22 protein-coding genes are annotated in these 21,053 nt (G+C 35.4%); 16 read left to right on the top strand and 6 right to left on the bottom strand.

Annotated elements, in window-relative coordinates; all coding sequences use genetic code 11:
• Nucleotides 1-50 precede the first annotated feature (50 nt).
• The 3 genes from H3U49_RS08880 to H3U49_RS08870 form a co-directional block, all read right to left on the bottom strand.
• On the bottom strand, nt 51-1,316 hold the full coding sequence (locus tag H3U49_RS08880; protein ID WP_198181052.1) for an ABC transporter permease: 1,266 nt from the start codon (nt 1,314-1,316) through the stop codon (nt 51-53).
• Nucleotides 1,313-1,996, bottom strand: coding sequence for an ABC transporter ATP-binding protein (locus H3U49_RS08875; RefSeq protein WP_198181051.1), 684 nt, complete (start codon nt 1,994-1,996; stop codon nt 1,313-1,315). The genes H3U49_RS08880 and H3U49_RS08875 overlap by 4 nt, the downstream gene beginning before the upstream one ends.
• Before the next feature lie 89 nt (nt 1,997-2,085).
• A complete protein-coding gene (locus H3U49_RS08870; RefSeq protein ID WP_198181050.1) occupies nt 2,086-3,159 on the bottom strand; it encodes a S66 peptidase family protein in 1,074 nt (357 codons plus the stop codon).
• A gap of 226 nt (nt 3,160-3,385) precedes the next feature.
• On the opposite strand from H3U49_RS08870, the gene H3U49_RS08865 reads away from it, so the two are divergent.
• The 5 genes from H3U49_RS08865 (at nt 3,386) to H3U49_RS08845 (ending at nt 9,510) form a co-directional block, all read left to right on the top strand.
• The gene (locus H3U49_RS08865; protein WP_198181049.1) at nt 3,386-3,703 is read left to right on the top strand and encodes a hypothetical protein; all 318 of its coding nucleotides are present in this window, start codon (nt 3,386-3,388) and stop codon (nt 3,701-3,703) included.
• A 237-nt stretch (nt 3,704-3,940) separates the two neighbouring features.
• Nucleotides 3,941-4,201, top strand: coding sequence for a SemiSWEET family transporter (locus H3U49_RS08860; RefSeq protein ID WP_198181048.1), 261 nt, complete (start codon nt 3,941-3,943; stop codon nt 4,199-4,201).
• Between the two features lie 27 nt (nt 4,202-4,228).
• Nucleotides 4,229-5,578 carry a hypothetical protein gene (locus tag H3U49_RS08855; RefSeq protein ID WP_198181047.1) on the top strand — a complete coding sequence of 450 codons (1,350 nt, stop codon included), beginning with the start codon at nt 4,229-4,231 and terminating at the stop codon, nt 5,576-5,578.
• Nucleotides 5,579-6,082: 504 nt separating this feature from the next.
• Nucleotides 6,083-8,686, top strand: coding sequence for a cation-translocating P-type ATPase (locus tag H3U49_RS08850; protein ID WP_198181046.1), 2,604 nt, complete (start codon nt 6,083-6,085; stop codon nt 8,684-8,686).
• 176 nt (nt 8,687-8,862) lie between these two features.
• Nucleotides 8,863-9,510 (top strand): hypothetical protein, encoded by a 648-nt coding sequence (locus H3U49_RS08845; RefSeq protein WP_198181045.1) that lies wholly within the window; start codon nt 8,863-8,865, stop codon nt 9,508-9,510.
• A gap of 105 nt (nt 9,511-9,615) precedes the next feature.
• Here the strand turns inward: H3U49_RS08845 and H3U49_RS08840 are convergent, their stop codons facing one another.
• From H3U49_RS08840 to H3U49_RS08830, 3 genes are all read right to left on the bottom strand, one after another.
• Nucleotides 9,616-10,650: a linear amide C-N hydrolase gene (locus H3U49_RS08840; protein WP_198181044.1), complete on the bottom strand. Its 1,035-nt coding sequence runs from the start codon at nt 10,648-10,650 to the stop codon at nt 9,616-9,618.
• 441 nt (nt 10,651-11,091) lie between these two features.
• Nucleotides 11,092-11,676, bottom strand: coding sequence for a DJ-1 family glyoxalase III (locus H3U49_RS08835; RefSeq protein WP_198181043.1), 585 nt, complete (start codon nt 11,674-11,676; stop codon nt 11,092-11,094).
• A 36-nt stretch (nt 11,677-11,712) separates the two neighbouring features.
• On the bottom strand, nt 11,713-12,369 hold the full coding sequence (locus H3U49_RS08830; RefSeq protein ID WP_198181077.1) for an HAD family hydrolase: 657 nt from the start codon (nt 12,367-12,369) through the stop codon (nt 11,713-11,715).
• A 263-nt stretch (nt 12,370-12,632) separates the two neighbouring features.
• On the opposite strand from H3U49_RS08830, the gene H3U49_RS08825 reads away from it, so the two are divergent.
• The 11 genes from H3U49_RS08825 to H3U49_RS08775 all read left to right on the top strand — a co-directional run bounded on the left by H3U49_RS08825 (nt 12,633) and on the right by H3U49_RS08775 (nt 20,898).
• Nucleotides 12,633-12,911 carry an autorepressor SdpR family transcription factor gene (locus H3U49_RS08825; RefSeq protein ID WP_198181042.1) on the top strand — a complete coding sequence of 93 codons (279 nt, stop codon included), beginning with the start codon at nt 12,633-12,635 and terminating at the stop codon, nt 12,909-12,911.
• Nucleotides 12,898-13,155: a DUF1648 domain-containing protein gene (locus H3U49_RS08820; protein ID WP_198181041.1), complete on the top strand. Its 258-nt coding sequence runs from the start codon at nt 12,898-12,900 to the stop codon at nt 13,153-13,155. The genes H3U49_RS08825 and H3U49_RS08820 overlap by 14 nt, the downstream gene beginning before the upstream one ends.
• A gap of 95 nt (nt 13,156-13,250) precedes the next feature.
• Entirely contained in the window at nt 13,251-13,532 is a 282-nt protein-coding gene (locus tag H3U49_RS08815; RefSeq protein ID WP_198181040.1) for an SdpI family protein, read from the top strand.
• Nucleotides 13,533-13,785: 253 nt separating this feature from the next.
• A complete protein-coding gene (locus H3U49_RS08810; RefSeq protein WP_198181039.1) occupies nt 13,786-14,547 on the top strand; it encodes a sulfite exporter TauE/SafE family protein in 762 nt (253 codons plus the stop codon).
• A gap of 33 nt (nt 14,548-14,580) precedes the next feature.
• Complete coding sequence (locus H3U49_RS08805) at nt 14,581-15,261, top strand: histidine phosphatase family protein (RefSeq protein ID WP_198181038.1); 681 nt, start codon at nt 14,581-14,583, stop codon at nt 15,259-15,261.
• A 54-nt stretch (nt 15,262-15,315) separates the two neighbouring features.
• Nucleotides 15,316-16,203 (top strand): cation diffusion facilitator family transporter, encoded by an 888-nt coding sequence (locus tag H3U49_RS08800; protein ID WP_198181037.1) that lies wholly within the window; start codon nt 15,316-15,318, stop codon nt 16,201-16,203.
• A 17-nt stretch (nt 16,204-16,220) separates the two neighbouring features.
• On the top strand, nt 16,221-16,397 hold the full coding sequence (locus tag H3U49_RS08795) for a hypothetical protein (RefSeq protein ID WP_198181036.1): 177 nt from the start codon (nt 16,221-16,223) through the stop codon (nt 16,395-16,397).
• A 1-nt stretch (nt 16,398) separates the two neighbouring features.
• Nucleotides 16,399-17,079 (top strand): 2,3-diphosphoglycerate-dependent phosphoglycerate mutase, encoded by a 681-nt coding sequence (locus H3U49_RS08790; protein ID WP_198181035.1) that lies wholly within the window; start codon nt 16,399-16,401, stop codon nt 17,077-17,079.
• Nucleotides 17,080-17,163: 84 nt separating this feature from the next.
• Nucleotides 17,164-18,099, top strand: a complete 936-nt coding sequence (locus H3U49_RS08785; protein WP_198181034.1) for an AAA family ATPase — start codon at nt 17,164-17,166, stop codon at nt 18,097-18,099.
• Between the two features lie 141 nt (nt 18,100-18,240).
• On the top strand, nt 18,241-19,404 hold the full coding sequence (locus tag H3U49_RS08780) for a galactokinase (protein WP_198181033.1): 1,164 nt from the start codon (nt 18,241-18,243) through the stop codon (nt 19,402-19,404).
• A 15-nt stretch (nt 19,405-19,419) separates the two neighbouring features.
• Nucleotides 19,420-20,898, top strand: coding sequence for a UDP-glucose--hexose-1-phosphate uridylyltransferase (locus tag H3U49_RS08775; RefSeq protein WP_198181032.1), 1,479 nt, complete (start codon nt 19,420-19,422; stop codon nt 20,896-20,898).
• The last annotated feature ends 155 nt before the right edge of the window (nt 20,899-21,053 follow it).

Raw genomic sequence — 21,053 nt, 5'->3', positions numbered from 1 at the left:
AAAAGCAAAAAACGTCAGATACTATCTGGCGTTTTTAAAGTTGTAATTATTTATTCATATCTTAAAGCAGTGATGGGATCTAGTTTTGCTGCTCGTTTGGCAGGTAATGTTCCTGCTAAAAAGGTAATTAGACAGATGATGCCAATAATTAGTAAGCTGCTAGACCAGTTGAACTGAATTAAGGTAAAACCATCCAGCCCTTTTAAGAATGACTTAGCAGCAAAATTGTTTAAGGCATTGCCTAAACCCATTGCCAGTAGTAATCCCAATGAAGAACCAAACAAACCAATTAAGATTGCTTCGCAGCTGAAGATGGAAAATACTTTACCCTTGCTGAGTCCTAATGCCTTCATAAGACCAATTTCTTTTGTACGATCTCTCACTGACATGTACAGAGTATTGATTACTCCAAAGCTGGCAGCTACCAATGCGATGGCTCCAAAAACTATTAAAACTCCAGTGACAGCATTGAATGTTAGGAAAAGTTCATTCACGGCTTCCTTAAGAGTCATACCGGAATATCCTTTTTTAGTCAAATTGTCCTCAACTTGCTTAATGCTGCTGGCGCTCTTGTTAATAGGGGTAGCAATGACACTAACATATTTATCTTTTAATGCTTGCGGAAGACCTTTTTGGTTGGCTGCAACTATTTTTCGTCCTAAGTTATTGCTGTAAATGGCAAAACCTTTTGATACTATACTATCATTTCTAACTCCGACAACAGTAGCAGATATTTTTGTTTTTTTCTTAGTCACGGGTGATTTTGTCACTAAAGTTACTTTTTTACCTAGAGCATCTTGTGCATTTTTGAAGCCATAAGATTTAACCATTGGTTTAGTGATTAAAATCTGGGACTTTTTCCCACTTGTTGCAACTTGGTGACCAACTTCCAAATCATAATTGATTCCTTCCGTTATTTGCGCAATTATAAGATATTTAGTTTTATTAGGGCCTTGGACATAGTCAACATCACAGTCCTTTAACGCTTTAAAATCTTTTAAACCTTTAACTGATTTGATTTTTTTAATGTCGTTTTTGTCCATCATACCATCAGCGTTTTGACTGCTCTTCTTGGTATTATATTTTTGAGGCTCATTCGTATCTTGACTGGAACTCCCAGGCAAAATAGACATTTGCTCAGTTTTACCAATATTGCCGACCTGCTTTTTCAAATAATCATTAACACCATTATTAATTCCCATTGTAATGGCAATAGTTAAGGAGCCAATGAAAACAGCAATAATGGTTAGGAGTGTTCTCCCCTTATTGTGCCATAAGTTTGTAGCCGCTGAGTTAAGAATATCATGGAATCTCATTGCTGTGTTCCTCCTACTACTTGACCATCTTTAATCTGAATCTGGCGTTTACACTTTTTTGCTAAATCAGGATCGTGAGTAACAATTATTAAAGTGATATTTTTTTCTTGATGTAGTTTAAATAAAATATTTTCAATATTTTCGCTAGTAGCTGAATCCAAGTTTCCTGTGGGCTCATCTGCAAAAATGATTTGGGGATCATTGACTAAGGCACGCGCAATACAGACCCGTTGTTTTTGTCCTCCTGATAAAGCACTGGCTTTATTTTTGATTTTGCTTTCTAATCCAACTGCCTTGATGGCTGCCAGAGCTTTTGCACGGCGTTCTCTGCCTGTGATGCCAGCTATTTTTAGAGGAAGCATCACATTTTCTAATACACTGTCTTGAGCGTTTAAGAAAAACTGTTGGAAAACAAAGCCAAATGTCTGATTGCGCAGCTTATATAATGCTTTATTTTTAATTTTACTTGTGGGTTCATTATTTAACCATACACTACCAGTAGTAGGATGGTCGAGGAGCGCCAAAATGTGCATTAAGGTAGACTTGCCTGAACCACTTTTGCCAATGATAGCAACCGAATCACCTTTATTAATCTGTAGATTTATTCCACGTAAGGCATCAAACTTAGTTGCACCTTTGCCATAGGTGCGAGTTACACCACGAGTTTCAAGTAAACTCATAGATTTTCCTTCTTTCTTTGTATCACTGTAATACATATATAATACACCATGATTTAAAAAAGGCAAATCTTTTTTTAAAATTTTTCAGACTAAGCAAACCATGATTCCATAATTTTTATCTCTGGTTTTTCAAAGTTAATTTGTGTAAGTGCACCATAAGGTAGAGCGGTCCTTGGATAAGCGTGGCCAATATTTACATTATATAAAATTGGTGTATTGAACTTAGCAGTCTCTTCCAACAAGATTTGTTTGTATTCTCCAAAGTACTTTTTATCTTGAGGTTTGCCTACTAAAATTGCGCGAACATTTGCTAAAATGCCAACTTCTGCTAATTTAGCTACTTCTTGACGAAAGAGTTCAGGCGCCGGTTTTTCTTCACATGTTTCTATAAAAAGTATTTTATCTTTGGCTTCTTCCGGTGTGAGTATAAGCTGATACTGGTTAATAACTGATGGCTCGTCTAAATATCGATTTGTTGTTAAATCATCATAAAGGCTATCGATGCAGCCGCCCCATAGTCTGCCTCGAACTTTTCCATGGCCACGTAAAACTTCATAACCTGTGTCTTTATGGCTTATTCTTTCCTTACCAACTTGCTTAATTGAGAAATCAGTTCTTTCTTCATACCAGTTTTCACTTGCAGGAATCAGAGTAACAGGTAAATTTTCAAAATAATGTATTAAAGTCCTTTTTGTATAAGGCAAAAGTTCGTTAGCCAGTTCTGCAAAATCAGTTAAAAAGCTCGGTCCATAGAATGTTTGCAAGCCCATTTTGTAAAACATTAGATGATTATTTGTAGTATCAGAAAAGCCACTAAATAACTTGGGATGATCACGGACAGTTTTTTTAAATTCCTGATCTGCCATTAAATAGGGCAAAGTTCTGTAGGTGTCGTCTCCACCAATTGCAGCAAAAACACCTTTAATTTCTGGATCTAGAAATGCTGCTTTTAAATCGGCGGCACGTTCAGCTGGATGACTTTTAACATAAGTACTACCTGAAAGGGCATGTGGCATAAATACAGGATTTAAGCCAAGTTGTTTCATGTGCTTAATTCCGTGTTTAAGTTCGTGAGAAGCAAAATTCTCTCCCAAAGTACCAGCTGATAAACTAACAATTGCTACTTTATCACATACATGTAATTGCTTGGGTTTTATTAGCATAGATTGCTCATCTTCTTTCTTAATGAACTTCAATTTTATTAATAATACAATAAAAATTTACTCTTAAAAACACTTTAAAGAGTTCAAAAGATTAAAGTGAAATAGAACGAGCTTGATTAACATAATCTAAATAAAAACTTTTAGTAATGGCTTGAAAGCTTTCCAATTAAGCTCTCCAAATTTATATAAAATATAATATTGGAGGTAGGACGAAATAATTATAGTAATGGCAATTCCAAGTCGCCTACTAGATGGAGTAGTTCTAACTTTTATCAAGAAAAATACTCTCTATAGCCGTAATATAACTGACCGAGTTAAAATGGACTTTTTTCATTTTCTAATCAGCGCAAGTGTTCAACTTCATTTTACAATTTACCAATTAAAACTAATTAAAAAAGCTTCTAATCTAAGTTGCCAGCTGACAGCAGATGGTAAAGCAATTAAGTACAAAGGTTCAAAGCCTTATGAAAACTTTATCAAAAATAATTCCAAGAAAAATTTCCTTTTGGCTGATTCAACAAAAGGACCTATTACTATTAAATAAGATCTATAACAGTCGTCTGTCATAATTAAACTAAGTCCTGAAAGCTAAATAGTTTTTGGACTATTTTTGGTATCTATAACTTTCAGATAAAAAGCGACAAGGCTTACACAAAGATTTACAAAATTGGTAGAATGTTCTTCTTTTAATAATTAAATGTAAAAAAATGTCATTAACATGTACATGCATACTAGAGAAAGCGATTACCTGGTGTTAATATGATCAACAGGAGATGAAATTATGAAATTAGAAAAAGCTATGACAGTTCTTGGATGGATTGCTTCTATAACGGCTATCATAATGTATGTGTCTTATATACCGCAAATTATTAACAATTTACATGGCATTAAGGGTAGTCCTATTCAGCCATTAGCAACGGCAATTAATACATTTTTATGGGTAATTTATGCCTTGTTTAAAAAAGATCGTGATATTCCTTTAGCTGCTTGTAACGCTGCAGGGGTTGTTTTTGGATTAATCACATTTTTCACTGCACTATAATTTTGTTAAAGTTTGAGAGGTAAGAAAATGGTAAAAATTAAGATTACTAATCCACAAGAAAAGATTAAAATTCCTGTTCCAGTTAAGTTTTCGGTCCCTGATGATATAACAGGGAATTATTGGGTTGTTAAAAACAATTCTGGAAAAACTTGTGTAGCACAGAGGTTACATAATGATCCAGATCATAATTTTGTTGCTATTGTCAATTTCTCTGGCCCTGAAGAAGAACTATCTTTTGATCACGAAATTGAGGAGGACAAAGTTAAAGGTATCAAAGAGATACCCCAAGCTAAAGAAAATGATGCTTATGTACATTTAAATACTGGTAAATTTGATTTCGAACTCTGTCGTGGTACCGCTCAAGGTGAAGGTTCATCTAAATGGGGGTTACGACATTTCATGGCCGTGGATGAAAAACGGGATTTGTTGCCATCAGGGAATAATGCTATGGGAGGCTTTTATGGCCCATTCTTTACCCCTGATAATGGTTTGATTAATCCAGCTGAACATTTAATTGTAGATATCAAACCAATTGAAAATGGTCCTGTTATGAAAGAGTATCGTTTATCAGGCAGAATTCCAGATGGTTTGAAACCGGAATTACACGGAAAGCGTTTTGCTTTGGACTGGTCTTTTTACTACGATGTACCATTCTTTTCGCGCGTTTACCATGTAGATCATTTTCAAACCACAGTTAATCAACGATCAATTGTCGACAAAATCACTGTGGGTGATGAATTTGAAAGCGGGATTGGACAATTAGTATTTGATCGCTTTGCCACTTATGATGGTGTATGGTATCGGGAAGGAGATCCATATTCTGGCCAACTAGCAAATAAAGTACAAGAGTTAGTTCATGATGGTCAAAAACGGAGTAATCGGTTTGAAGACTTTAGAAAACAACTTACCAGCAATATGGCTAATGCTCATTGGGACCTATATTGGCGCTTATTCTCTGTTTGGGAAAATGCTTTGTCTCAAGATGAGATAGAGACTAACTTACATGATGTGCGTCAGAAAGCTTTTGTATTAGCTGAGTTGAATGATCGTCCGTGGTTATTTAGTGCTGATCCTGTCAATGTAAGTGAAGTTAAGGATCAGACAGTCTTTGCTGGGCCTGCAACTAAGAGTGCCGAAATTAATACTCAAACCGGTCAGGCCATGGTTTGGCAAACTGAACATGCCTCAAATGCTTTTCAAATTGTTCAGAGACCACAATCAGGCTGGCAAAATTGGGGAACTAATGCAGAAAATGAGTGTCCTTCACTACCAGTTGGTACTTTGATTCATACTGCATATGGACCTTACCAAAATAATTGGCGTGAGGTAGCAGATAGTTTGGAAGCCTTAGCTGATGTAACAGCAGAAGTAGAGTAAAACAGGTTTAAAATTTTTGAACCACAAAGGTCAAGAAATCTTACTATTTTCAGCTAGATATTTTAACTTTTTACATAATTAAATTAGTGCTAAACATATTTAAATTATATTTGGCAAAATCTAAATTTTAATTAGTACTTTGCAAAAGAAAAAAGCTATTAAAAACATATAGTACAATCACTATAAGCATAAAAATAGCCAAAAATTGCCAGTTTCTGTATACTAATAATAAGCTTTTATGGGAAAGAGGATGTTTAGTTTAGAAATAGGATTTTTAAACTAAAGATAATTTTTTAAAAAACATTGTTAAATAACAATTACTTTTTAATAATCATGTAAGCAGAAAACTTCGGATAACTATCAGAGGCTTTCTGCTTTTTTAAAAATTATCTTTATTGCATTAATCAAGTTTAGCTTTTATAAAATCGGCTTAATTACGATAAATATGGCTTTTCTATTCAAACAGCTTAACTGTAAATTTAATCGAATAATGGAGGAGATAGCATGTCCCAAAAATCAGAACTACTATTCAAATTAACCCCCGAGTCCGGTTTAACTGATGCTGAGATAGAAAAAAAGCGCAGTGAATTTGGCCCCAATGAGTTGCTGGAAAATCAAGCAGTTCCACTGTATAAGAAAATATGGCATCATCTAAAAGATATTTCGTCTTTAGTACTTATGCTGGCGGTAATATTAGCAACTTATATGGCTGTTTTTCAAAATGGTGGTTGGACCAAAACAATTGTAATTAGTCTGATTTTGATAATTAATGTTGTAATTGGCTTGTATCAGGAAGCTTCAGCCGAAAAATCACTGGCGGCTTTGAAGGCAATGAGTTTGCCAACAGCTAAAGGCCGACGGAATGGTCGAGATATCACTTTAGCTGCTTCTGAATTGGTCCCTGGTGATTTAATCTATCTAAATACGGGTGATCAGGTGCCAGCAGATGCTGTAGTATTAGAAGAAACTAACCTAACTGTTGATGAAGCTATTTTAACTGGTGAAAGTTTGCCCGTTTCTAAAAGATGTTATTGTCTCAAAGGCGATTTAACTGACGATGACCGCGTTTTTTCTGGCACAGCTGTTGTTGGTGGTAGAGCCTTAGTTCAGGTTTCAGCAATCGGGATGGCAACAGAGCTTGGTAAAATTGCCAACCTTTTGAATAAAACCCAAAAAAGAGCAACTCCTCTGCAGGGCAAACTGGATCATTTGTCAAAATGGATGACAGCTTTCGCTGGTCTAGGTGGTCTGATAATAGTTGTTTTAAGCATGGGAATGCAGAATAAGACTTTAGCGGACAGCTTGATGATTGGACTCTCTTTAGCTGTTGCGGCTGTTCCCGAAACCTTGCCAATTATTGTGACAATTAGTTTATCTCGTGGTGTCAAAAAAATGGCTGAGCGTAATGCGATTATCAGACAAATCGGTGCTGTGGAGACTATTGGCAACGTGGATGTTATTGCCACTGACAAAACTGGCACTTTAACTCAGAATAAAATGACCATTACTAAATATTGGACACCTGAAACGGGTATTAAGAAGGCGGCTGATTTACCTAAAGCCGGCCAAAATTTATTGAAAATGCTAGGGTTAGCTAACAATGCCAAAATTATGGAAAAAGATGGCTCGGAAGAAGTTGTTGGCGATGCAACTGAAGTTGCGATTGTAAACTGGTTACACGAGCAGGGCAGTTCAAGGCAAGAACTGGAAAAAGAAACGCCTCGGATAGCAGAAGACCCCTTTGATTCTAATAAAAAAATGATGACGACGGTTCATCGCTTAACTGATAGACGTCAATTAGTAATCGTTAAAGGTGCTTGGGACAGGCTACACTTAGATAAGAAAGAACCAGCTAAATCTGGTCAAAAGGCTCATGATGATTTTGCAAAAAATGCGTTAAGAGTACTAGCAGTTGGGTATAAGGTAATAGCTGCTAACGCAGATCCGACCGACTGGACTGAAAACAATTCCAATTTAAAACTCGCTGGTATGATTGGCTTAATTGATCCGCCACGCCCTGAGGTATCCAGAGCTGTTACTAAAGCAAAAAAAGCTGGCATAAAGACTGTAATGATTACTGGAGATCATCTTGTAACTGCCAAAGCAATAGCTAAAGAAATAGGTATTTTAGATTCTGATCAAAAAGCAATTACAGGGTCGGAATTACAAAAAATGACAGATTCTGAATTGAAAGACTGTATTCAAGATATAAGAGTTTTTGCTCGCGTTTCTCCCAGTGATAAAATCAGAATAGTTCAAGCATGGCAAGATCTTGGTAAAACAGTTGCCATGACAGGCGATGGTGTTAATGATGCCCCGGCTCTTAAAGCAGCAGATGTCGGCATTGCGATGGGCATAACGGGTACAGAAGTGGCAAAAGAAGCTGCAGACATGATTTTGACTGATGATAATTTTGCTACGATTATTAAAGCTGTGGCAGAAGGCAGAGCTGTTTATCAAAATATTATTAAGGCTGTTGAATTCTTAATTGGTGTCAATTTCGCGCAGATTTTCTTAATGGTTATTAGTACAATTATAGGCTGGGGTACACCACTTTTAGCAGAACAATTGTTAATTATTAATGTACTTGCAGATGGAATACCTGGATTCTTCATCAGTAAAGAGCCTGGTGAACCAAACATAATGGACCAAAATCCAATAGGTAATGATGAAAGCATTCTTGGCCGTGGATTAATGCAAAGAATGATTATCCGTGCGATTACTTTCACGATTTTAACTTTGAGCATGTATGCTTATGGCAGATTTATTCTTTCAACTAATAACCCACAAGTCGGGATGACTCTGGTCTTCCTAGTATTAGCACTGGGATCAATGATTGATATCTACGCTATTAAGGATTCTCAACCAATCACACTGCAAACATTTAAATCCAATAAAATGCTTAATTGGGGACTATTACTAAGTATAATACTGGTTTTATCACTGTCACTCTTACCAGGTTTACGACAATTTTTGCACTTGGCTTTGTTACCAGTTCAGGGCTGGCTGGTCGTTTTGATTGGTAGTTTAATTCCTGTTTTTGTTTTAGAAATGAATAAACGTTTAACTAACAACATTCAAATTGAAGTAGAAAAAAATAGTTGCTAAAGAATTGATTTCAAAATAAGTCTTGAAAGGTGTTTAACTTTCAAGACTTTTTTTTATTAATATTGATAACTTTTCCTTTTTATAGTTAAATAATTAATTATCATTGACATATAAATGTAATAAAGTTACAATTTTGTTACAAATTATTATTATAGTTTATTTTTAGAGGATAAAAAATGAAACACAAGTATTTGAGAACAGTTTTATGTTCTGCTGTCGTCCTTTTTTCTTTTACAACGTCTGCCACTTTAACTGTCGCCAAGGCAGAAAGTACTGATACTGCTAAGCCAGCAGCAGTTAGTCAGACAATCGAACCAGGTATGACCGTTACGCCTGCTAAGCGGTTTTCTAAAGAAGGCTACGTATTTAAATTAGCTAGGAATGCTACTGTTTATCACGAAGTTAATGATGTCATCAATGATACTTCTAAACCGTTTGACAAAAGTTGGGTTAAGAAAATGGCAGATAAAAATATAAAATTTAAGATTACTGAATTTGGTACCGGTAGGGTTGAATTAGTCGCTCACATAGTTGATCAAAGTGGCAAAAATCAAGGCTGGGTTACCTTCTTTAACGGCGATCTTTATAACATATATGCTAAGAGAAAAGCTTTACAGCCACTGATCAAAGCCGAGTTAAAAGTCATGAATTCACAGTTTGAAGGTAAAAAGCCATCACTAATTCAAACTAAAAATGAGGCGCGAAAGCTAAACGGTCAGAACAAAAAAATTGCCAATAAATCAATAAAGGAAATAAAAGACTGGTTTGCTTATAAAGGCGATTTATCGTATACACAATATCCATCACTATTAGTTGGCAAATAGTAATTATTCATAAAAATGCGTGTAAAAGTATCAAACTTTTACACGCATTTTGTTTCAAATAGAACAATTAAAAGACTAATGATTAAAATCAACTGATAATCAATTTTAAACTAAAGTTTTTTGTCTTTTGGTTTCCAAAACTTTAAAGTCATGTTGAATAGGCTGGGTAATTTTAGTAGTTGTAGCAGGATCCAGAACAAATTTTGTCATTGTTGGGCAATCCTCTGGTTGAATATATAAACTTCTGCTTGAAACATCATATCCTGCCCAGTAACCTGAATAATCACACTTGTCCTCACCTTCATGAAGATGCTCTAATCCCCGTGGAATCATGACGGATTTGAATACATTATATAGTTGAGGAATTCCCTGATCTGAATGGAATGGTGCTAAAAATTTAGAAATAAATGTTCCACGAACAAAACGTGATGGAGCAGTATAGTCACCAGGTAAACCTAATAATCCAGAACCACTTTCAATTTGTTTAATGTCTAATTGATCACTTATTTGGTGATGACCCAAATTGTGATTAGTTAAATACAAGTAATTCCGCAAATTATCAAGGTGCCAAGGATATTCTGGACTGTTGGTCATAACGCCAATACCATCATATATTTTGAAGGCTCCATTCTTAACTGGTTCCAAAATAACGCTTTTACCACTTGGATCACAGAAAGTGTAATGCATTGGAATTGGAGTAGGAATGCCAGTGTCTGCATTTTCCCAATCAGGATAATTGGTTTTTTCTTGGCCAAGATGCTTAAAAGCTTCTTTTATCTCAGCGATACTACCAAAATTGCTTAAAACATATGCAACAACTTCTTCGCCAATTATAGGTTTTAATCCGCGCTTTTTAAGACTTTCTACTGTATCCCAAGAAGCCTCTTCTAAGAATTGTGCATCCCCTACAATACCTGCACTATTAATGCCATCATTAAAGAACAGTGAATCATTGACGTTGATACCCATAAACGGATATTTAGTCGTCCAGCTTTGGTGCAAACCCTTTAATTCATAGTTTGCAGGAAAAGTAGTCATTTTGCTATCTGCACTAGGTTTAAAGGGATCAAATGTAAAGTCCATAGTCCGTCCCCAAAATACGTCACCACTATCAGATTTAATTGCAATAGTTGTACACATGCTTAATACCTCCCGTTTTTTGTTTTCCCCTTTTAAGGGTAATCTAATTTTATCATATTTTTAAAATACCTCTTAAAAAAATCTTTTTGTAAATAAAAAGTACTAGTTCATAAATTTTTAGCAGTAAAAAATAAATTAATACCAATTTCCTGCTACAAAAAATTGTTATTTTAATGTTAATACTGTTACTTAATAAATATTCGAAAGAATATAATGACTAAGACAAATGTTAAATTTACTTATTTAATTGTTATAGTCAATTTTTTAACTCAAATTTTGCGGGACCAACTATCGTAACTCATTTTTGATAATGGTCCTTTGAAAGCTGGTTCAGGAATTATTTTACTTTTGATGTTATCTAAAGTTATGAATAGGTTAACAATCTATCGCAATAAAAAAAGTGAAGTTTAAAACTTCACCTTTTTGTGTCAGCAAAAATATTTACAAACTATCTTGAATATTGTCGGCTAGGTAATTGTATAACATACCCGCCTTCAGATCCTTAGTGTCAATTCCTAGCGCTTCCGCAATTGCATATGCAAATGCCCAAGCAGTTGCCGGACCGCGACTAGTAATGACTTTATGTTCGTCATCAGTTACAGTAATATCTTCCTTGAAGTGACCGCTTGGTTCATCTTTTTCTGTTTGTTTTTCAAAACCTGGATAACATGTGTAGTCAGCGTCAGCTATAACGCCATAACGGGCAAGAGCAATGGGGGCAGCACACATTGCGGCATCCCACTTGCCAGCGTTATGCCGTTTTATCATCAGATCTGCTAGTTTTTTATTATCACGTAAATTTTCTGCTCCGGTTGTTCCACCTGGAAGAGCTACTACGTCATAATCCAACAGACTATCGGCAACAGTCTTATCACAGGTAAGTTTGATATTGTGTGCACCATTTACAGTTGTACTAGTAAGCCCAATCATATCCGCTTGAACGCCTAAGCGGCGTAACACATCAATAACGCTTAAGCCTTCTACTTCTTCACAACCATCGGCAAAAACTACAGCTACTTTATTCATTTGTTTTACCTCACAATCCTTTTTCTTTATTATAAACTAGCTCAATTCAAGGTAAAATAATAAATCACTTAATTTAGTTAAATGTAAGGTTGGGTGAGGGCTAATTGGCATTTTTACTTTCTTGGGCGCTAGCCAAAGGGAATCCAGGTTAGCATTTTCGGCACCCTGAATTTCATCGACTAAGTTTGTCCCAATTACGAGACAAGTAGTAGGCGACAGATTTTGCTGCTGCAATATTGTTGTCAAAACCTTTTTATCTGGGAATTTACTTGCAATGTCGTCTTTAAAATAAACTGTGGAAAAATAATTTACTAGTTCTGTGCTCTGCATGCGAGATGAAGCCACATCTTTTTTCTCTTTTGTCAGCAAAATCAAGTTAACTTTATTTTTCACTTCATCTAAAAAAGGCAATACATCTTTATTTAGCTGATCTTGTTTTTGCAACTGGTTATAAAAAGCGCCTTTCGCAGAAATCCAGTCATTTTTAAAGAATTCCTGCAAAGTTAATTTAATCCGCTCATCAAATCCCAGTAATTTAATCTTTTCTTGTAATGAATTATATCGTATGCGTTCTGCTGGACCGTATTCTCTGCCCGCCAACTTCAAAGTCTGCCTGAGTGCATTTTGTTCTGCAACTTTTTCGTTTAATAAGCTTCCTTCAAGAATAAAAATTAAAGTTTCATATTTTGCCAAGTGTACCTTTCCTTTCATTAACTAACTCTCTGCATTATAACGATTAGCTAAGCCAAATTAAAGACAAATATTTATGAACAAGGTTTTACTCATAATTTTTCTGAGTTCTCACACAGCCACCTGAATAGTTTTATTATTTTTACTATAGTTCAAGGATTTTTGATTAACATGTTAAAAATTATTGTTTTTTGTAAAAATTGTGATACTATTTAGACAAATATCTAATTAGATATTTATCTAAATAGAAAGGAAAAGAAACTAGTGTGAGTTTTGAGTCTAGTTTTAAAGCATTGTCCGATCCAGTGCGGCGCAAAATATTGCAGCTGTTAAAAAATGGACCAATGTCGGCAGGAGACATTGCTGATCATTTTAATATGACTAAAGCTACTATTTCATACCATCTTAATATGCTGAAAAAGGCTGATTTAATTGAAGAAGAACATGAAAAAAACTTTATTTATTATTCGCTAAACACTTCTATTATAGAAGAAATTATGAGTTGGTTGGTTGATCTGAAAGGAGATCATGATGAAAAAGAATAGTATTCGTCAAACAGAACTAATCTCGCTTTTGCTAATCTTATTTCCAGTTTTGACTGGAGTATTTTTATATAATCGTTTGCCGCAAAAAATGGCCACACACTTTGGGATGACTAATTTGCCAAATGCTTATAGCAATAAATTATGGGTCGTTATTGGTCTGCCTTTTTTGGGAATTATGCTTCAAGTAATCGTTTTTTTATATTACACAATCAAAAAGAAACCAAAAATCTTGATTTTAAGATAATTAATATTACGCTTTGGCTTGTTCCTGTTATTACTAATATCGTAGATCTGTCACTTTATGCCTATGCACTGGGTCATAAAGTAAAAGGCTCCTTTATGCTTAGTGCTTTTTTGGGATTGTTCTTTATTATTTTTGGTAATTATCTGCCTAAAGTTAGTCCCAATCATGTCGTTGGCATTAAATTACCATGGACTTTGAATAATACGGAAAATTGGCGTAAAACACACAGATTTGCCGGATGGATCTTTTTTATCAGCGGCATTGTTCTGCTTCTAACTTCTTATTGGGAAATGTATTGGACGGTTATATCCGTCACTATTATAGTTATTTTACTTCCAACTTGTTACTCATATCTGTTGAGTAAGAAAGGATATTAAGTAACTTAAGAAACTGAGACATGATTTTAAGGCAAAATATTTATTTTAGAGAAGAATTGACATTCTTAGCGACTAAAGTTAATTCTTTTTACGTGCAAAAACTGTAATGTAGCAGTAATTCTTAGTTAGAGACTAATTTGTTAAATCAAACTTCATTATTAAATAGACAATTGGTCAGAAATAAAATACCTGCTTAAATTATTTTGCAAGAGCATTATAATAGAAATTAACTTTTAAAAGGGAGTTAATTTGAATGGCAGCTATTTTTTCACTGATTTTTATCTTAATAGGAGGCGTAGCCAGTGGTTTGTTGTCGTCAGTGGCTTCAATGGCTTCACTTGCTTCATATCCGGTATTGCTGGCAGTTGGTATTCCACCAGTTTATGCCAATGTCACAAATGATGCCGCCTTGATTTGGAATAGTTTGGGCTCAACTATTTCTTCGACAAAGGAGCTTAAGGGACATTGGCATCAAGTGGCCTTTTACTCTATATTTACTGTTGTAGGTTCTTTAATTGGATGTCGTTTATTGTTAGCTTTCCCGTCTAGTGTTTTTGAAAAAGTGGTACCAATTTTTATTGCTGGCTCAGGTGTTATGGTAATTGTTTCAGGTAAGCATCATAGTCTAGAACCGCATAAAAGACCACTTTGGCAAGAAATACTTTATATTGCGGCGTTGCTGGGAATGGGTGTTTACACCGGCTATTTTGGAGCTGCCGGTGGTGTAATTGTGTTAGTTTTATTAACTTATATTACTGATGAAAAGTTTATAGTTGTCAATGCAATTAAAAATGTCATCTGCGGTTTGGCGAATCTTGTTGCTCTAATAGTTTTCATTTTTACTTCACGCATTTACTGGCTGCAGGCAATTCCACTTGCTATCGGGATGTTTATTGGTGGCTATTTAGGCATGGATATTTTACGTAAAGTTCCTGCCAAATATGTGCGTATCTTTATTGCAACTCTAGCATTTATTCAAGCCGGGTATTTCTTTTATAAGGCATATATGATATAGTTTAAAGCACGTTAAATGAAGGGAGAATGCAAAATGGCAACAGAAATTTATATTGTCCGTCATGGTGAAACAATGTTTAACCAATTAAACAAAGTTCAGGGATGGTGTGATTCTCCGCTGACAGTCAAGGGCATTAATGACCTAAAGGTAACAGCAAATGCCTTGAGTCAAGTTCATTTTGACAACATGTATTCTTCTGATTTGAAGCGTGCGATTGATACGGTTCACTTAATGAAGGACGCTAACCAGGTCTCAGAAATTGGCAAGATTAAAAAATTGCCTGAGTTCCGGGAAGTATTTTTTGGTTCTTTCGAAGGTGATGATATAGAGGAAACCTGGAAGGAAGTTGCACTGGCAGCTGGAGTTGGTCCTGAAACTGATGTAACCAAAATTATCAATCAGGTTGGAATTTATGAATTTCGTGAGGCTACAAAAAAGGCTGATCCGCGTCATTTGGCAGAGAATAAAAAAGAGCTGGATGAACGAATGGTAAGGGCGATTAACGTTCTCCATGAGCTGACTAAAAATGAAAAAAGAGTTTTAATAGTTTCTCATGGCGATTTCATCAAAACCTTAGCCATTAAGTATTGGAACCAAAGTGATGGTCTCCATGATATTGTTTTTCCTAATAACGGTAGTGTAACTCGGGGAATTCTTCGTGATAACGGTAATTTTGAAATTGTAGATTATAATGTAAATGCTGAAGATATGTAAAGTCCTGCTTAAAAGTAGGGCTTTTTTTACCTTTAGTGCTTGAAAGGAAAAAATATGAAAGATCATACTACAAAAAAATTTGCCTATGTAACTGCACTTAATGTTGTTATTACAGTTGCAGAGTTTATTGGCGGGTTTGTTTCAGGTTCTTTATCTTTACTATCTGATGCGGTGCACAATCTTAGCGATGTTGGCGCAATAATTATTTCGTTTGTAGCACACATCATCAGTAATAGACGCAGTAATAAACGAAAAACTTTTGGCTATGACAGGGCTGAAACTTTGGCTGCCTTTACCAACGGAATTATTCTAATTTTAATTAGTATTGTCTTATTTGTGGAAGCTATTGAAAGATTTTGGACGCCAACAAAAATCAGTGGTGGCATAATGCTGATTGTTGCTATTATTGGTCTGGTATCAAATGTAGTTTCAATGTTGGTAATGCACCAAGGTGGACAGCAAAATCTCAATGTGCGGTCTACTTTTATGCATATGTTAAGTGATGCTCTTTCTAGTGTAGCGGTGGTAATTGGCGCCATTTTTATTTATTACTGGCACATTAGCTGGATTGATCCGGTGATGACTTTATTAGTGTCGGTTTTTGTCTTTCACGAAGCTTGTGAAATAACTGAAAAGGCAGCAAATGTGCTAATGGAATCTAATCCTGATATCGATCTGGATGAAGTTAATAAGATAGTTCTATCTTTTCCTGAAATAAAAAATATTCATCATGTACATGTGTGGCGTTATAGTGACCGTTATGTCATGCTTGATGCGCATGTCAACGTTGATGCCGATTTAACAGCTGGTAAATTTGAATTTTTAACACAACAAATTAGTGCAAAATTACGAAAATTAGGAATTAACCATATTAATTTTCAAGCAGAATGTGAACGAGGAAAAAATGATAAAATGATTGTAAATGATCGTAGTCAAGAGTAACCAGGAGAAAATTAAATTTGAAAGTTAGTATTTTTACTGCTGTTATTGTTTTAATAGTAGGCTTATATGATATTGCTTATGCTTATAACAGACGATACCGCAATCATAATCACGGAGTAACTCCTTTTATGATATTGGGCGTGATTTTTACAATTAGTGGCATAGTTTTAATAATTATGCACTGGGTGAAATAAAATGGTCAAATTAGTGCTTGTAAGACACGGTGAAAGTACCGCTAATAAAGCCAATGTCTACACGGGTTGGGATGATGTTGCTCTAACTGAGAAGGGTCGAAAGCAGGCTAAAATAGCCGGCAATTTGATTAAGTCTATCACTGATTTTCACCCTACTCATATTCACACGTCAGTGTTAATGAGGGCAATCATTACAGCAAATGTAGTTTCAGATATTTGTAATTTTTTATATTTGCCCATTACTAAAACATGGCGTTTGAATGAAAGGCACTATGGCAATTTACGGGGCATTAATAAAGATGAATCACGTAAAATTTTTGGTAAAGAACAGGTACTGGAATGGCGACGAGGCTTTTATGCGGTTCCACCTGAAGGTAAAAAAGTAACATCCAGACGCTATGCTAATTTTGATTCGCACTTTTTGCCGCAAGCTGAAAGTTTGTACCAAACACAACAGCGAGTTATGCCTTATTACTATGACAATGTAGCTAGCAGATTAAAAAAAGGCGAAGATCAACTAATTGTTGCTCACGGGTCGAGCTTACGAGCACTAATTAAAAAGTTGGAAAATATTGATGATCAAGAGATTATTAATCTTGAAGTTCCCAATGCACAGCCAATAGTTTATATATTTGATCAGCAAATGAATATTGTTGACAAAAAGATTTTACGTTGCTTTTAGTTCATAGTAAGGATTTCTACAAATGTATGTTAAAATTTATTACGATATCATTTAAAATTTACATTCTTAGTTTGGAGTAGAGGCATGCGTAAAATATTTTTATTACGAGGCGCACCCGGCTCCGGTAAATCTTCATTTATTGCTCGTCATCACTTACAGCCATATGCAATTAGTCGTGATCAAATTAGATTGTTGTTGGCTAATTTAACCTATTATTATGAAGAAGATACCGATTGCTTACATCAAGTAATTCCGCGTTATGCAAATGAGCAAACGGAAAAAGTGGTGGATTACCTCGTAGAAGAAAAAATGAAACGTGGCGAAACGGTTATTGTAGATAGTACGCATATCTTTGCGGAGAATATTGAGCATTATCAACCCTGGGTCGAACGTTATCGTTATGAGTTGTTTGTTGTCGATTTAATGTATCATAAGAGCTTACGTAGTTTGTTAAATCGCAACGAAGTTCGCAGACAATATGATTGGGTAAAGCCTGATGTGATTAGGGAAATGTTTTTATCCTATCAGGATAATCTGGATGTACCCGAATGGGCTCACGTTATAAATCCTAATCAATTGGGAAGAGCACTTTCGCAAAAAGAAAGCAATCTGGATCATTTTGCTCATGTAGTGGCAGTGCCAGACAGGGTAGCTGAAGAAGACTTTCCCCATGTGCATATTTCTAACTTTTATTTTTCGTTTAACGATTTGTTTACTGAAAAATATGGTACCTACAGAAATGTGGTGACAATTGGTAAAACTCAAGATGAAGTTGTTAATCAGTTTCGGTTACCGTTTTTTGTTTTTAAATTTCATCACAAGCATTTTTTAATTTCGGCATATCCTATTAGAAATGAAATGCTTGATCCGATTAAAAAAGTTAAAAGTGTGTGGTCCTATTCTACTGGTCTGGCTAATCCGGCTGATTTCTTAGAGCAATTTCCGCAAAGCCGTCCGCAGCATGTGCACCAGTTTAATTTATGCAAGTTGCATCCTGATAGGCTGCTACATATTTGGTAATAAACTTAAGAAGAGTTTCATAATGATGTGAAACTCTTTTAGTTTGCTTTTGCTTTTTGGATTGGCATTGCTGGTTATAAGAAAAGAAGTATAATAAGTTTATTGACTTTTGATAGCGCTTTTAAAAAGGAACAGATAAGAATGAAAATTAAAGAACTTAAACAAGAATTTAGTAATATCTATCACCAAGAACCAACAGGTTGTTATTTTTCGCCTGGGAGAATTAACTTAATTGGTGAACATACTGACTATAATGGTGGTCATGTTTTCCCTTGCGCAATTTCTGTAGGAATCTATGGTGCAGCTAGTACCCGAACTGATGAAAAGTTTTGTTTTTATTCCGCTAATTTTGAAAAATTGGGAGTAGTTGAAACTGATATGCGCCAGCTGCAGTTTGCCAAAGAAGATTCATGGGCAAATTATGCTAAGGGAATGCTCCATTTTATGCTCAAAAATGGAGCAAAAATTGATCATGGACTGAACATTTACATTAGTGGCAATATTCCAGACGGTGCTGGCCTATCTTCTTCCGCTGCACTAGAAATGCTAATTGGTATTTTATTGCAGGATCAATTCCACCTATCTTTTACTAAATTGGAAATTGTTAAAATGGGAGTTAAGACTGAAAATGAATTTATTGGTGTTAATTCAGGCATTATGGATCAATATGCAGTTGCCATGAGTAAAAAAGATCATGCCATTTTACTTGATACCGAGAAGGTGGAGTCTGAGCTAGTACCCCTTGATTTGAAAGATAATGTTATTGTTATTATGAACACTAACAAGAAACGGACCTTAGCGGACTCGAAATACAATGAGCGCAGAGCAGAATGTGAAAAAGGATTGCAATTTTTACAACAAAAGCTTTCAATCCAGTCCTTAGGCGAATTAGATAATCTGACTTTTGATGAAAACAGCTATTTATTACCAAGTGAAAACTTACTTAAACGTTGTCGTCATGCAGTCTGGGAAAATGAACGGACATTAAATGCTGAAAAAGCACTGCAAAAGGGTGATTTAAATGAGTTTGGTCACCTAATGAATGCCTCACATGTTTCTTTGGAATACGATTATGAAGTTACTGGTAGAGAACTTGATACATTGGTTCATGCTGCTTGGAAGCAACCTGGTGTCTTAGGCGCAAGAATGACTGGTGCCGGTTTCGGTGGCTGTGCAATAGCTTTGGTTGCCAAAAACGAAGTTGAAGCCTTTAAAAAGAATGTCGCAGATACCTATCAAGAAAAAATAGGCTATTTGCCGTCGTTTTATATTGCAGAAACGGCTGATGGTACAAAAGTTTTATAATAACGGAAAGTTGAGATGGATAAAACGAATCTAATTGAGAAATTCATTACACAAGTTATTGCCCACAGCGATTTTACGGAACTTGATCGTATTTATTTGAGAAATAGAATTTTGGCTCTTGTTGGTGATGAGGCAAGAAAGGTAGCTACCAGTAAGGAAGGTCTACTGGATCTTAAAGACGATTTGATTCAGGCTGCCCAAAATTCAGGGAAGTGCTCGGTCAATAATTCTGCTAGGGATGTACTTGATGCACAATTAATGAATTTGATTGTCCCTAGACCAAGCGTTGTTAATCACAAATTTTGGCAAACTTATGAGAGTTCACCAGAAAAAGCGATAGCTGATTTTTACCAATTGGGTAAAGATAGTAATTATATTAAAACTAGAGCTATTGCAAAAAATATTTACTTTACAGCTGCAAGTAAATACGGCGACTTAGAAATTACAATTAATCTTTCCAAGCCGGAAAAGGATCCTAAAGAAATTGCAGCAGCCAAGAATGCTAAAGCAAATTCATACCCAAAGTGTCAGTTATGTATGGAAAATGAAGGCTACCTGGGACATGTGAATTATCCTGCGCGCACTAACCACCGTATCATTCGTTTTCAGTTGGGAAATGAAACTTGGGGTTTTCAGTATTCACCTTACGCCTATTTTAATGAACACTGTATTTTCTTAGCGCCAAAGCATGAACCGATGGTAATCAATAAACAGACTTTTGCTAATTTACTGCAGATTGTGGCTAAATTTCCGGGTTATTTTGCTGGTAGCAATTCGGATTTGCCAATCGTGGGTGGCTCGATTTTAGCGCACGAACATTATCAGGGTGGCAAGCATCGCTTTCCCATGGAAAAAGCACCAATTGATAAAAAACTTAATTTTAAGGGATTTGATGATGTCGAAGCAGGTATCGTCAAATGGCCCATGTCAGTTATCCGGCTAAGAAGCAAAAATCAAAAAAGTTTGGTCAAACTGGCAGATAAAATTTTTACAGTTTGGCAAAGTTATAGTGATGAAAAAGTTGATGTTAGGGCGTTTACTGCTAATACGCCCCATCATACAATTACTCCAATTGCTCGTTTACATGGTCATACGTATGAACTTGATTTAGTTCTCAGAGACAATCAGACATCGGCTAAGTATCCTGATGGTATTTTCCATCCTCACTCTGATGTGCAGCATATTAAAAAAGAAAATATCGGTTTAATTGAAGTAATGGGATTAGCAATTTTTCCACCACGATTGAAACCTGAATTACTTGAGGTAAAAAAGTTTTTGCTTGACCTGCCTAACAGAATTGCACCAATCCACCTTGACTGGGCTAAGAAAATTAGCAGTAAGTATGAAATAACAAATACAAATGTGGATCAAATTTTGCAAAAAGAATTAGGTCATGTTTTTGCTCGCGTTTTAGAAGACGCAGGGGTTTTCAAGCAAACCGCTGATGGGAAAGCAGCTTTTATGCGTTTTGTTAAGGAGGTCGGGCTAAATTAAATTTTGGATTTTGTTTAAAAGATCCATATGTGCAAAAGCAAAAATAAGACAATTTCCTATAAAAAATAGGTGAATTTTTTGTAACTTTTTTTGGCACACCATTTATTTGATAATTAATGTTATACTTGATATAGTATCCAAAGATATATTATTAT

Source organism: Lactobacillus sp. W8174 (assembly GCF_016100975.1).
Lineage (GTDB): Bacteria > Bacillota > Bacilli > Lactobacillales > Lactobacillaceae > Lactobacillus > Lactobacillus juensis.
Note: the sequence above shows the minus strand (reverse complement) of the source record. Positions and strands in the feature narration are given on the sequence as shown.